At 63.6% G+C, this 12,012-nt stretch carries 11 protein-coding genes and 2 pseudogenes; 7 read left to right on the top strand and 6 right to left on the bottom strand.

The features are described 5' to 3' along the window. Nucleotides 1-24 precede the first annotated feature (24 nt). The 3 genes from KPB06_RS29475 to KPB06_RS29485 all read right to left on the bottom strand — a co-directional run bounded on the left by KPB06_RS29475 (nt 25) and on the right by KPB06_RS29485 (nt 2,578). On the bottom strand, nt 25-1,356 hold the full coding sequence (locus KPB06_RS29475; protein ID WP_226223165.1) for a sensor histidine kinase: 1,332 nt from the start codon (nt 1,354-1,356) through the stop codon (nt 25-27). Nucleotides 1,357-1,435: 79 nt separating this feature from the next. Then, nucleotides 1,436-2,113 carry a response regulator transcription factor gene (locus KPB06_RS29480; protein WP_059585125.1) on the bottom strand — a complete coding sequence of 226 codons (678 nt, stop codon included), beginning with the start codon at nt 2,111-2,113 and terminating at the stop codon, nt 1,436-1,438. Nucleotides 2,114-2,368: 255 nt separating this feature from the next. Further along, nucleotides 2,369-2,578, bottom strand: coding sequence for a hypothetical protein (locus KPB06_RS29485; protein WP_059584949.1), 210 nt, complete (start codon nt 2,576-2,578; stop codon nt 2,369-2,371). 265 nt (nt 2,579-2,843) lie between these two features. Between KPB06_RS29485 and KPB06_RS29490 the strand changes: the two genes are divergently transcribed. Both KPB06_RS29490 and KPB06_RS29495 read left to right on the top strand, forming a co-directional pair. Continuing rightward, on the top strand, nt 2,844-3,149 hold the full coding sequence (locus KPB06_RS29490) for a DUF4148 domain-containing protein (protein ID WP_059584948.1): 306 nt from the start codon (nt 2,844-2,846) through the stop codon (nt 3,147-3,149). 412 nt (nt 3,150-3,561) lie between these two features. After that, entirely contained in the window at nt 3,562-4,731 is a 1,170-nt protein-coding gene (locus KPB06_RS29495; protein ID WP_060009325.1) for a porin, read from the top strand. Between the two features lie 209 nt (nt 4,732-4,940). On the opposite strand, the gene KPB06_RS29500 is transcribed toward KPB06_RS29495, so the two are convergent. After that, entirely contained in the window at nt 4,941-5,942 is a 1,002-nt protein-coding gene (locus KPB06_RS29500) for a zinc-binding dehydrogenase (protein ID WP_060009322.1), read from the bottom strand. 135 nt (nt 5,943-6,077) lie between these two features. On the opposite strand from KPB06_RS29500, the gene KPB06_RS29505 reads away from it, so the two are divergent. Further along, a complete protein-coding gene (locus KPB06_RS29505; protein ID WP_059584945.1) occupies nt 6,078-6,962 on the top strand; it encodes a LysR family transcriptional regulator in 885 nt (294 codons plus the stop codon). 145 nt (nt 6,963-7,107) lie between these two features. Here the strand turns inward: KPB06_RS29505 and KPB06_RS29510 are convergent, their stop codons facing one another. Beyond that, nucleotides 7,108-8,025 carry a LysR family transcriptional regulator gene (locus KPB06_RS29510; protein ID WP_060009316.1) on the bottom strand — a complete coding sequence of 306 codons (918 nt, stop codon included), beginning with the start codon at nt 8,023-8,025 and terminating at the stop codon, nt 7,108-7,110. A gap of 117 nt (nt 8,026-8,142) precedes the next feature. On the opposite strand from KPB06_RS29510, the gene KPB06_RS29515 reads away from it, so the two are divergent. Beyond that, the gene (locus tag KPB06_RS29515) at nt 8,143-8,916 is read left to right on the top strand and encodes an alpha/beta fold hydrolase (RefSeq protein ID WP_060009312.1); all 774 of its coding nucleotides are present in this window, start codon (nt 8,143-8,145) and stop codon (nt 8,914-8,916) included. Here KPB06_RS29515 and amiE read toward each other — a convergent pair. Continuing rightward, a pseudogene (gene amiE, locus KPB06_RS29520) lies at nt 8,906-9,025 on the bottom strand (aliphatic amidase); the annotation flags it as partial. The gene KPB06_RS29515 and the pseudogene amiE overlap by 11 nt on opposite strands. A 7-nt stretch (nt 9,026-9,032) precedes the next feature. On the opposite strand from amiE, the pseudogene KPB06_RS29525 reads away from it, so the two are divergent. From KPB06_RS29525 to KPB06_RS29535, 3 genes and pseudogenes are all read left to right on the top strand, one after another. After that, nucleotides 9,033-9,149: pseudogene (locus KPB06_RS29525) on the top strand (DNA-binding response regulator); the annotation flags it as partial. Nucleotides 9,150-9,800: 651 nt separating this feature from the next. After that, nucleotides 9,801-11,216: a sugar porter family MFS transporter gene (locus KPB06_RS29530; RefSeq protein ID WP_060009306.1), complete on the top strand. Its 1,416-nt coding sequence runs from the start codon at nt 9,801-9,803 to the stop codon at nt 11,214-11,216. Between the two features lie 55 nt (nt 11,217-11,271). Continuing rightward, the gene (locus KPB06_RS29535) at nt 11,272-12,000 is read left to right on the top strand and encodes an HAD family hydrolase (RefSeq protein ID WP_060009303.1); all 729 of its coding nucleotides are present in this window, start codon (nt 11,272-11,274) and stop codon (nt 11,998-12,000) included. Nucleotides 12,001-12,012 lie beyond the last annotated feature (12 nt).

Below are 12,012 nucleotides of genomic sequence, written 5' to 3' on the forward strand. Positions count from 1 at the left end.
CGTGCGGCCTCGTCCGGACGGCCGTCATCCCAGCGACCTCGGCCAGCATTCGATCGTCACGCGCGTGCCGGGCTCGGCATTGCCTATGCGCAACGTGAAATCGTGCACGTTGACGACCGTCGACACGATGCTCAGGCCGAGCCCGGCCCCGGCGAGATGCCCGGTACGGCGGCTGCGGTACCGATACCGCAGCACCGCCTCGCGCTCGTCGGCCGCGATGCCCGGGCCATTGTCGATCACGTCGATGCGCGGACCGCACGGCGTGTCGTGAAGTTCGAGGCGTACCGTATCGCCCGACGTCGTGTACTTGAGCGCGTTGTCGAGCAGATTGCTCAGTGCCTCGAACAAGAGGGCGCGATCGCCGTGTATCCGCACGACCGGTTCGACGGCCTGCACGAAGCGGATCGCGCGACTGTCCGCGAGCGGTTCGAACAACTGCCCGACGTCCAGCACCAGATCCTCCAGCGACAGCTCCGCGAACCCGCCTCGCCGCTGCAACGAGCCGATTTCGGCGATACGCAGCATCGCGCGGAAACGGCCGAGCAACACGTCGGTCTCGTTGCGCGCACGCGAAACGAGATTCGCCAGCACGGCATCGTCGAACCGCGCCGCACGCTGCGCCGCCTGCGCGAGCAGCGTGTGCACGTGCGCGAGCGGGGTTCGCAAGTCATGCGCGATGCCGTCGCAGACACCCTTGACCTCGTTCATCAGGCGCTCGATCTCCTCGAGCATGTGGTTGACGAGATGGGACAGCAGATCGATCTCGTCGTGTCCGCCGACCGGCAGCCGCTGGCCGAGGTCGCCCTGCGCAATGCCCTGCGTGATGCGCCGGACCTCCTTCAGACGCCGCATTTGCCGCACGCTGAGCATCAGGCCGCCCACGACGCCCGCGCCCAGGCAAAGCAGCCCGCCGCCGACCAGCGCCTGGATGATCGCCGCGCGGATCCGCAGGATATGCGTGAGGTCGCGACCGAGCACCAGCACGTCGCCGTTCGCACGCCGCTCGGCCATCGCGCGCACGACCGGCGGCACCTGGTCTCCCGAGATCGGCATCGTGTGATCGAGCGTCACGCCGTTGCGGGTCGGCCGCATGCCCGCGGGCAACGCCAGCACATCGCCGGCAATATGCCTGCCGTCCGCGGTAAAGAGTCCGTAGTAGTTGGTGTGCATTCGCTCGTGCTCGATCCGGTGCTGGATCGCGGCGGGAAGCTGGCCGTCCTGTATCGAATCGAAGTAGATCATCTGCCAGTCGATCACCGTATCGGTTTCCCGCTCCATGTCATGCGTGATCACCGATGCGATGAAACCGAGCAGCAGCATGACCGACACGGAGAACGTGACCGCATAGACCGACACGAGCCGAAACGTACTCGAATACCAGCGTCGCGCGGGTGCCGGGTGGACGTGATGCGCGACGGACGCCACGGGATCCGGCTCAGCCAAGGCGATACCCTGCACCGCGTACCGTCTGGATCATCTGCTTCGCATCGGGTGGATCGATCTTCCGGCGCAACCGGCCCATGTGCACTTCGATCAGGTTCGTGCCGGGATCGAAGTGATAGCCCCATACGGCCTCGAACAGCATCGTCCGCGTGATGGTTTGCCCGGCATTGCGCATCATGTATTCGAGCACGCGATATTCGGTCGGCAGCAACACGATTTCTTCGCCGTCGCGAAACACCTTGCGCGAGATCAGGTCGAGCTTGAGCGGACCGACGACCAGCGTCGTGTCGAGCGCGGCCGGCGCGGCGTGGCTGCGCCGCAGCAGCACCTCCAGGCGAGCGGCCATTTCCTCGGGATCGAACGGTTTGGTCAGGTAGTCGTCGCCGCCCGCGCGCAACCCGCGAACCCGCTCGTCGACATCGCCGAGCGCACTCAGCATCAGCACGGGGGTGCGCACGCCGACGCTGCGCATCGTGGTCAGGATCGTGAGGCCATCGACGACCGGGAGCATCCGATCGAGCGTGATCACGTCGAACTCGTTGCCGAGCGCGCGGACCATGCCGTCGCGCCCGTTCGCCACCCATTCGACCGTAAAGCCACGCCTCTCCAGCTCCCCGACTATTTCGTTCGCGGTGATTTCGTCGTCTTCGATCGCGAGTACGTGTGCGATGGCCGCTCGGCCCTCGGCCGGCTCGTCGGGCAGCGCGGGCTCGTTCACCGGGAAAGCTGATGATGCCATGTACGATTCTCGTCTTCGTCGAAAGGGAGTTGCGTGTCGATACCCAACGGTCGAACGCGCTCGAGTCGAGCTTATACGCGCACGCGTAAAGGATGCGCATCCGCTTCATGAAGAAAGTTTCATGTCCGGCAACATCGCGCGCCGGCCGTCGTGGACACGCGCCGTACGAAGCGCCGCAACGCGACATCAGCCCGGGTGCGATCGTGTGCCCGATTTGTCCGCGCGATGCGATGCGAGATCACGTGCGGCATCGCTCGCACGATCCCGCTGTTCGGCTTTCGCGTGCGCGAGCGTCACATCGGCGACCGCGAGCCCGGTGCCCTGCACCTTCGCGAACGCCGGTAGCGACGCACACGCCAGCGCGACGAGTCCAGCCATCATGACGATTGACTTCATTGCATTCCCTCCTTGTGCGCGGCATCGATCGATGGGTCGCTCGACGATACGCCGCTGTTCCTAACCATCCGGAAACACGCGCATGAAGGATTCTTTAACTTCCCGTGCATCCGGCAGCCCGTGCATGGCGCGATCCGGGCTTGCCTAAAACATGTTTCATCATCGCGCTGCGGTTTAGATAGCCCTGCCTCCGTAATCTTCGTCCTGCGGCCGACGCAGGCTCCCTGCCGTGCGGCCTCGACCCAACGCTATCCAGGAGCCGAAGATGAATCATCCCGTCCGTTACCTCGCTTGCGCCGCGATGCTCGCATTGAGCGTCTCCGCACATGCCGAGACGAAACTCACGTCGGCGCAATGCCACGACTATCCGTTCGTGCACGCGAAAGGCCCGGTCTCGCACCGGCAGCTCGTCAATGAACTGAACGAGCTGGAGTCGGTCGGCTACAACCCGTCGTCCGGCGACGAGAGCAGCTATCCCGACGATATCGATTCGGCACAGGCGCGCCTGATGCAGAAGTACCGGCAGGATTGCGTCGGGGCCGCCAATACCGTCGCATCGAGCGGTAACTGAATCCTCTCCGGCAACCGTTCTCCGAGTTTGCGCGCGAGCCTCGCGGCCGCGCGCTTTTTTTTGAATTGATCCGACTCGATCGTCGACGGTGATCGGCAGATCGCCACGTGGATCGACTTTTCCGACATGCCGACGTTTCACGCGAATAAAATCTCGATGTCAACCGGAGGAAAATTTAAAACAACACGTCGCCAAGCGTGTGAGCGCCATCGAGGCTTCAAGACACTCCATCTTTTCGCACGACATTTAGCGGTACATGACACTTTCGAATACTGAAAGATAGTCTTTCCGTGCACGTTGCGGCGACCGCTTTTCCTCTGCCTACACTGCCTCGTCCGCCGAAATCTCGGGACGACATCGACGTCAGCGCTATCCGGTGCCGACTATCCAACCACACCATCAGAGCAACTAAATGAAACGTCAATCGATGAAATTGCGCTGGCTCGCATTCGCGCCGGCACTCCTGCTCGCCGGTGCGGCGCACGCACAGCAGAGCGTCACGCTATACGGGCTGATAGACGAAGGCCTCAACTTCACGACCAACGCAGGCGGTCATCGCGCATGGCAGCTGTCGAGCGGAGACACCTTCGGCAGCCGCTGGGGCTTGAAAGGCAGTGAAGACCTCGGCGGCGGCGACAAGGCCATCTTTCAGCTCGAAAACGGCTTCAACGTGAACAGCGGCAAGCTGGGTCAGGATTCGAGCATGTTCGGCCGTCAGGCGTTCGTGGGCCTGTCGTCTTCACGCTATGGCACGCTCACACTCGGACGCCAGTACGACACCAGCGTCGACGCGCTCGGCTTCGGCGGTATCACGGCGGCCGGCAACTGGGCGGGCGACATCGCGACCCACCCGTTCGACAACGACAACACGGACTGGGATTTCCGCGTCGACAATGCCGTCAAGTATGTGACCCCGACATACCGTGGACTCACCGCGGAAGCGATGTACGGCTTCAGCAACCAGCCCGGCGGATTCTCGAACAATCGCGTGTGGGGCGCCACGCTGAACTACCAGAACGGCAACCTGACCGCGGCGGCGTCCTACCTGAAGCTCGACAATCCGGGGCTCGCGGCGGGTGGCGCGGTCACCGGTGGCGATCTCTTCAACGGGTCCTCGCAGCAGGACATCGGCGTAGCGGCTTCCTACCAGTTTACCCACCTACTCGTCGGCGCCGCTTGGTCCCATGTCGATGTCTACAACCCCGTCGGCAATGCATGGATCGACAATACCGCCCTGCGCAATGGCGCGACGTGGAATGCATGGAAATTCGACAACTTCGAACTCAACACGCAGTACTACTTCACGCATGCCATGTGGCTGGGAGCGGCCTACACGTTCACCATGGCGCATCTGTACACGTCCGACACGAAATATGTGCCCAAGTGGCACCAGATCGCCCTGATGCTCGACTATGACCTGAGCAAACGCACGTCGCTGTATCTGCAAGGTGCGTGGCAGCATGTCGTCAGCGCGCGTACCGGGACCAGCTTCGACGAGGCACAGATCGTGGATGCGTCGGCTGGCGCGTCGTCAGGGCCGAACCAGATGGTCTATCGCATGGGCATGTTGCATCGTTTCTAGCCGCCTGACGCCCGCATCGGAACTTGCGCAGCGCGGCGCCGGTGCGGGCGTCGGCGGGTCAATCGAAATTAATGCGAATCAGCATCCCGGCCAGGATATCAAGCAAGGTCGACCGGACTTGCCGCTGCCATGAAACACCGGCTTCCCGACTATCGCGTGGCACACGCATCGACGGGCGAACCCGAGACCGACACGCCCCATCGATGGCTTCATGATCGGCTTGTCAGTGCCGCCTTTCGACCGTCGATCGATTCGTACGCCATGGCGTCGTCAATCCGATCAAGGCTGAATTCCTGGCCGACGCGCGTCCTGAACACCGGGTCGCCGATCATGCCCTCGAGCGCACTCAGAGCAGCCACCAACCTGTCGTGCTCTCGCACCGTCCGGCTTTCGAAATTGCTGAAACGCCGCATCGACAGATCCTTCGTCATGAAAAGCGGCGCCGACACGGGAAACGGAACGGGGCCGGCCATCGTGCCGTAGAAATATATCGACGAGCGCATCGGCAAACAGGTTGCCATCTGGCCGGTCAGCACACCGCCCACGCCATCGAATACAGCCGTCGTTCCAAGCTCGGAGGACAGCTTTCCGAGCGTGTCGACAAAGTCTTCATCGGTGCGCACGACATGCTCGATACCGCGGCGTTGCAGCGCCTCCTGCGCCGCCCGCCCCCTCACCATGGAGATCGTCGGCATGTTCCTCCGACGGGCAAGTGCCGCGAGCGCCAGCCCGGTTGCCGAGTTCCCCGCCGTGGCGATCACGCCCCGGTGCCCGGCCTCGTCAATCGTTTCGAGAAACGCGTAGGCCGTCATCACGTTCACGAGCGACCCGCAGTAGTCGCGTGCGCTGACGTGTTCGGGCAAGATCAGGCAACTCGTGTACGGCACCTGCGCTTTTTCGCACCACAGCCCGATGTTGTACGCGCTACGGTTCAGCGAGCGATAGATGGCGACGCGTCTACCCATATAACGCGCGGGAACGCCGACACCCGTCGCCACCACCGTCCCGGCGCCGGAAGCGCCCCACACGCCGTACTGGCTCGCCGCGAGCGCGTTGCTACCCTCGGCACGCGCACGCAAAAACAACTTGTCGCCATGGTTGATCGCAGATGCCTCCATGTCGATCAGCAGATGGCCTGCTTCCGGCCGGCTCGGTGGCCGAATATCCTGTACTTCCAACGAGCGTTCAGCGGTAACGCAGATAGCTTTCATGACGCGTTTCTCCAGCGGCAAACAGTGATGGCGGTAACTGCACAGGCCGTAACTTAAACAAGTGCGCCTGTTGCCGAAACGCGGCCGCCCGGCATACCATCGATTCCAGTACAGAATGGATCGATACGAATACCCATGGATCGCCTGAATGCAATTCGCCTGTTCGTTCGACTGGTCGAATGCGGCAGTTTTTCCGCTGTAGGGCGAGAGGAAGGCATTGGACAACCGACCGTAAGCAAGCAGATTGCCGCGCTGGAGGAGTATCTCGGCGCTCAGTTGGTGTTGCGAACGTCGCGTCAGGTAGTGATCACCGCGGCAGGCCACGCGTTCTATGAATCGGCCAAGCCCTTGATGGAGGGCTTCGATTCGCTGGAATCATCGGTCGGGACGCGACAGCAATCTCCACAAGGCCTGGTTAAATTGACGACGGCGCCCGCCTACGGCCGCCTATGCGTGACGCCATTGCTTCCCGGTTTTTTTCGACAATATCCGCACGTTGCGCTCGAATTATCCGTATCCGAGCGACAGGTTGATCTGGTCGGCGAAGGATTGGACCTGGCGATCCGCCATGGGCCACTGATGGATTCCTCGCTGACAGCGAGAAAACTATCGGAGACGGAATCGCTGCTCGTCGCCAGTCCGGGCTATCTCGCGGCCAAAGGCAAGCCTACCCGGCTGGCCGATCTGGACGGACATACAGGCGTCGTCTTCGCTCGAAACCACGAGCGCCGCCCTTGGCGCTTCAAGGTCGGAAGGGAAACCGTTCATCGGGTTCCGCAGGGATCGTTTTTGACGGGCGACGCAGAGCAGGTGCGCGCAGCGGTCCTGCACGGGCTCGGCATTGCGCAGGCCCCACGATGGCTCTTCGGAGCCGAAATCGATGCCGGACAAGTCGAAGTCCTCCTGCCTGAATTTCAGCCGGAACGCATGGCAACCCACCTCGTCTATCCAGCCGGTCGACGCGTACCGGCGCGAGTCAGGGTGGTGATCGATTATTTGATGTCGACGCTCGGAACGTGACGGTGGTACTTGCAAGCGCAAGGCGTCAGCAATCGGGGACGACAAACCCCGCTTCATCCTCGTATCGAACCACGTCGGGCCGCACACGAAACGGCTTGTATACGATAGGGGTTACACGCCCTTGTACCGATCGCCGGAAACAAGACTACCCTTTCATACTTCGATCCCAAGGAGGCTCGTTGCCGAACGCTGCGGTCAGGTAGTCAACGAACCGTCGAACCTTGAGCGGTATGCGCCGCGCACTCGGGTAGACCGCCTGTATCGCCAACTCGGTCGCTCGGTAGTTCGGCAGCAGGGCGACGAGCTCGCCTCGCCGCAGATGCTCCCCGAAGACGAACGTGGGGCCGTACGCGACGCCAGCCCCCGCCAACGCGGCAGACATGAGCATTTGGGTGTTGTTGGCGGCGACTCGACAGGGCCCTTCGATCACATGCGCGCGGTTTTTCGCATCGAATAGCGTCCAATCTCCGGCCGAGACGGCTTCGCTGAAGACGAGCCGCTGTGCATGACGTAAATCACTTGGCCTACGCGGTGTTCCATGCCGCTCGATGTACGCGGGGGACGCGCACATAACCATTCGACATGGCGCGATGCGACTTGTAACGAGCCCGTTGCCCTGAAGCTTCCCGATCCGGATGGCGACGTCGATACCGGCCTCCAGGAGGTCGACATAACGGTCGCCGAGCAGCACTTCCACGTTGACCTGCGGGTGGTCCTCGAGATAGCGGGCAGTGACCTCGCCCAAGTGCATCGCACCGAACGTGACAGGCGCCGCGATTCGCAACACGCCGCGCGCCGTGCGTTGCGAATCGTGCGCTTCCCGGCCGGCGTATTCAAAGGCTTCCAGAATTTGCTTGCTGCGAACGTAGTATGTCTGACCGATATCGGTCAGACTCAAGCGCCGGGTGGTTCGTTGTAGAAGCCGCGCATTCAGTTGGGCTTCGATCGCACTCACATGTTTTCCCGCCATGGCCGGCGACAACCCGAAACGCCGCGCGGCCGCAGCCAGACTGCCCTCTTCGACCGCAGCGACGAACACGCCAAGGCTGGTCAATCGGTCCATTTTCGCATCAACCTGATTCGATCACGCCATTATCGACTGCCGCTATCCCGCGCGCAATTATCAAGTTGCAGGCTCGACGCTACGATTGCCTCACCCAACCGAGAAGAGGCAGCGCAAATGGAAATCGAAGTGAATGGCACGCGAATCCACGTCACCCAAGCCGGCCACGGCGATCCTGCCCTGGTGTTCCTGCATTACTACGGCGGCTCGTCGCGGACATGGCAACGTGTGACAGACCGGTTATCGAGCCGATATCGCACCGTTGCCACCGACCACCGGGGCTGGGGCAAATCCGCTGCACCAGCGGATGGCTATGGCATTGCCGATCTCGCGGCAGACGCCGAGGGCATCATCGAGACATTGGATTTGCAACGCTACGTACTCGTCGGTCATTCCATGGGCGGCAAGGTCGCGCAGTTCATCGCGTCGCGACGGCCGAACGGGCTTCAAGGCCTCGTGCTCGTCGCGCCATCCCCCCCGTCGCCGATGCTGCTTTCCGCTGACGAACGTGCGACGCTGACGGGCGCCTATCGATCGCGCGAGTCGGTCGAATTCGTCATCGACCACGTACTGACCGCCAAACCGCTCGACGCCGCCTGTCGTGAAATGATCATCGAGGATAGCCTGAACGCTGCGCCGCAAGCTAAAGCCGCTTGGCCGGAGGTGGCAATGCGCGAGGATATCCGTGCCGCGGTGGCTTTGATCGACGTTCCGACGATCGTCATCTCCGGCGAACTGGACCAGGTGGATCGCGTGGTCACGTTACGGACGGAACTGTTGCCGCGCATTCCGCAGGCGACCATGCACGTTCTTCCCGGTGTCGGCCATTTGGCGCCGCTAGAGGCACCGGCCGAAGTTGCGCGAATCATTGAAAACTTTCTTGCTGCATGATCTCGCCGCGATTGTCGATCAGCACGAGCGGGTTGTACGGTACCTCGCGTGGGGGCACTTCGTGGCGCTCGCCCGTGATCGAGAACACACCCGACACGTTGGCACGCCGCCGCGATCTCGGCATCGCCCCGCGCACGGTGAACAAGCATCTCGAACACCTGTTCCGCGAGTTGCATGTCGAGACCCGTGCGGGGGCGGCCGCCGCGGCGCTCAAGATGCTCGAGCGCACGTGAAAGGACCGGATCGCGGAATCGCCCCGTTCCCCAGCCCGGGCTGCTCGCCCAGACATGATTTTGTAGACTTGATCTTTTGCTCCGTTTCTGGATAATTGTTCATGCCTCGCGCGACATGCTCCTTTGCATCGCTCGCCACGAGACCCTAGCCCGCCAGCCCCTCCCGGCTGGCCTCCCCCGTTTCGGCGCCTGACCGACCGGTCCGCCGAAATACCGACACGATTCCATCCGGCAACGGCGGAATCGTTCGCCTGCAGCGCAGGCCGTGAAGCGCCAGAGGAGACACTGGCGCCTTGCTCCAAGTGCGGCTTCAGATCGTGCTCAACCAGAGGAATCGTCGCGCCCTCGACCCAAACCGGTTTGGATGGGCCGTGAGCGATTTCCCCACTCGGTGACCGACATGACCAGGCAATCACCCCCCGTACAAACCGGAAGTCCTTCTCATCGGCGCTTGCCATTTGCCCGACGCGGCGGCATGCCGTCCTGCGACGTCCACGCGCTCGCCTGAGCGTCCGTCCGCGCCGTCCCGCTGCGCGACTCGATCGAAGCGCCGCCGCACATGCGGTGGCGACTGTTGCCGCAGCGGACCCATGCCGTCACGTCACGCGTTCGTTCGCGCGTGCGACGAACCGCATCACAAGGAAAACCGTCATGGCTTCTGATTCCGCCCTTCCCGACACACCCGCGGCCCGCCCCCGGCCCACGCCGTCCGCCTACATGCGTACGGTCGCATCGATCGCGGCGATCGCCGGCGGGCTCTATGGATACGACACCGGCATCATTTCGGGCGCGCTGCCCCTCATCGCGCGAGACTTCGGCCTCGACTACCGCGCGCAGGAGCTCGTCGCCGCGGCGATCCTGCTCGGCGCGGTGATCGGCGCGCTGGCCGGCACCCGCATGTCGGCCGCGCTCGGACGCCGCAAGACCATCACGATCGTCTCGGCGATCTATGCGGCCGGCGTGCTGGCTGCCGCGCTCTCGCCCGACGTGTGGTCCCTTGCCGCTGCCCGGCTCGTGCTCGGATTCGCGGTCGGCGGCTCGACGCAGATCGTGCCGACCTACATCGCCGAACTCGCGGAGCCGGACAAGCGCGGCCGCCTGGTCACCTACTTCAACGTGTCGATCGGCATCGGCATCCTGCTCGCGGCATTGATCGGCGTCGCGGGTAACGACCTGTTTTCCTGGCGGGCGATGATCGGCATCGCGGTCGTCCCGTCAGTGATCCTGATGATCGGCATGACGCGGCTGCCGCGCAGCCCGCGCTGGCTCGTGGAGCAGGATCGCATCGCCGACGCGCATGGCGAGTTGTCGAAGGTACGGGAATCTCAAGCTGCCGTCCGGCACGAGATTGCCGATATTCGGGATGTGGTCGAGCGACAGCAGAACAGCGCGACATCGGGCTGGCGCACGATGCGCGAGCCCTGGGTGCGCCCCGCCCTCGTTGCGGGCCTCGGCGTCGCCGCGTTCACCCAGCTCAGCGGCATCGAGATGATGATCTATTACACGCCGACGTTCCTTCGCGACGCGGGGTTCGGCGCGTCGGCATCGCTCTGGGCCGCGCTCGGCGTCGCCATGACGTATCTCGTGATGACCTTCATCGGCAAGCTGATCGTCGACCATGTCGGCCGCCGCACGCTCAGCCTGGCGACGCTGCCCGTCGCGGCAGCCAGCCTCGTGCTGCTTGGCTGCCTGCTGCGCGGCGACGTCGCCTTGCCCATGCAGCAACTGTGGATCGTCATCTGCCTGATTGCGTTCATGGTGTTCAACGCCGGCGGTATCCAGGTCATCGGCTGGCTGACGGGCGCGGAAATCTACCCCGTCGCGATCCGCAACCAGGCCACCGGCGCGCACGCCGCGATGCTATGGGGCTCGAACCTGCTGCTGACCGGCACGGCGCTGACCGTGACCCAATGGCTCGGTGTCGGCGGGGCGATGTGGGCGTACGCGTGCCTCAACGCGCTCGCATGGGTGTTCATCTACTCGATGGTGCCGGAAACGCGCGGGCGCAGCCTCGAGGACATCGAACGCGCATTGAAGCGCGGAACGTTCGGGCCGCGCCATTCATGAGCGAACCGGTTCAAGCGAGCCGCGTCTTTCCCGCCTTCTCGTCACGGAAACCAACATGAACGAACGCATTGCCACGCGCCAACTTTCGGATCATGCGCTGATCAGCGATTGCGACGGCGTGCTCGTCGATAGCGAGGCCATCGCCGCACGCATCATCGTGACGCGCCTCGAGCATCTCTGGGGGCTCGCCGGCCTTCGCGACGTCGTGCGTCCCCTGCTCGGCATGCGAGCCGAGCAACTGCTGCGCACGGTCGCAACCATCGTCGATCGGCCGCTCGACGACGACACGGTCGACGCGATCCGCATGGACGTGCATGCAAACGCGGTGAATGCGCCGGCCATCGACGGCGTGCGCGACGCGTTCGCCGCCATCCCGCTCGTCAAGGCGTGCGCGAGCAACAGCGATCTTGCCTACGTGCGCAGCGTGGTCGACCGGATCGGCCTGGCCGACATGTTCGGCGAACGCCTGTTCACGGCCGACCAGGTGCCGTCGCCCAAGCCCGCACCCGACGTCTATCTGGCCGCCGCCCGTCGCATGCATGTCGCGCCCGAACGGTGCATCGTCGTCGAAGACAGCGCGACGGGGACGGCCGCCGCGATCGCCGCCGGCATGACCGTGCTCGGCTTCGTGGGCGCCGCGCACGCGGCACGAACGCAAACGGACAAGTTGCACGCCGCGGGTGCATACGTCGTCTTCGACGACATGGCCGCGCTGCCGTCGCTCGTCGAACGCTGGCTGCGGCGCATGCACGACACGACGCCCGCGTTGCGCGAACGCGCCTGACCTTCCTCATCG

The organism is Burkholderia semiarida, from assembly GCF_029268935.1.
In the GTDB taxonomy this organism is placed as follows: Bacteria; Pseudomonadota; Gammaproteobacteria; order Burkholderiales; family Burkholderiaceae; genus Burkholderia; species Burkholderia semiarida.

Excerpts from the sequence above, each read along its gene's own strand:
- KPB06_RS29485 (WP_059584949.1), bottom strand. The coding sequence starts at position 2,578 with ATGAAGTCAATCGTCATGATGGCTGGACTCGTCGCGCTGGCGTGTGCG.
- KPB06_RS29490 (WP_059584948.1), top strand. The coding sequence starts at position 2,844 with ATGAATCATCCCGTCCGTTACCTCGCTTGCGCCGCGATGCTCGCATTG.
- KPB06_RS29495 (WP_060009325.1), top strand. The coding sequence starts at position 3,562 with ATGAAACGTCAATCGATGAAATTGCGCTGGCTCGCATTCGCGCCGGCA.
- KPB06_RS29500 (WP_060009322.1), bottom strand. The coding sequence starts at position 5,942 with ATGAAAGCTATCTGCGTTACCGCTGAACGCTCGTTGGAAGTACAGGAT.
- KPB06_RS29505 (WP_059584945.1), top strand. The coding sequence starts at position 6,078 with ATGGATCGCCTGAATGCAATTCGCCTGTTCGTTCGACTGGTCGAATGC.
- KPB06_RS29510 (WP_060009316.1), bottom strand. The coding sequence starts at position 8,025 with ATGGACCGATTGACCAGCCTTGGCGTGTTCGTCGCTGCGGTCGAAGAG.
- KPB06_RS29515 (WP_060009312.1), top strand. The coding sequence starts at position 8,143 with ATGGAAATCGAAGTGAATGGCACGCGAATCCACGTCACCCAAGCCGGC.
- KPB06_RS29530 (WP_060009306.1), top strand. The coding sequence starts at position 9,801 with ATGGCTTCTGATTCCGCCCTTCCCGACACACCCGCGGCCCGCCCCCGG.
- KPB06_RS29535 (WP_060009303.1), top strand. The coding sequence starts at position 11,272 with ATGAACGAACGCATTGCCACGCGCCAACTTTCGGATCATGCGCTGATC.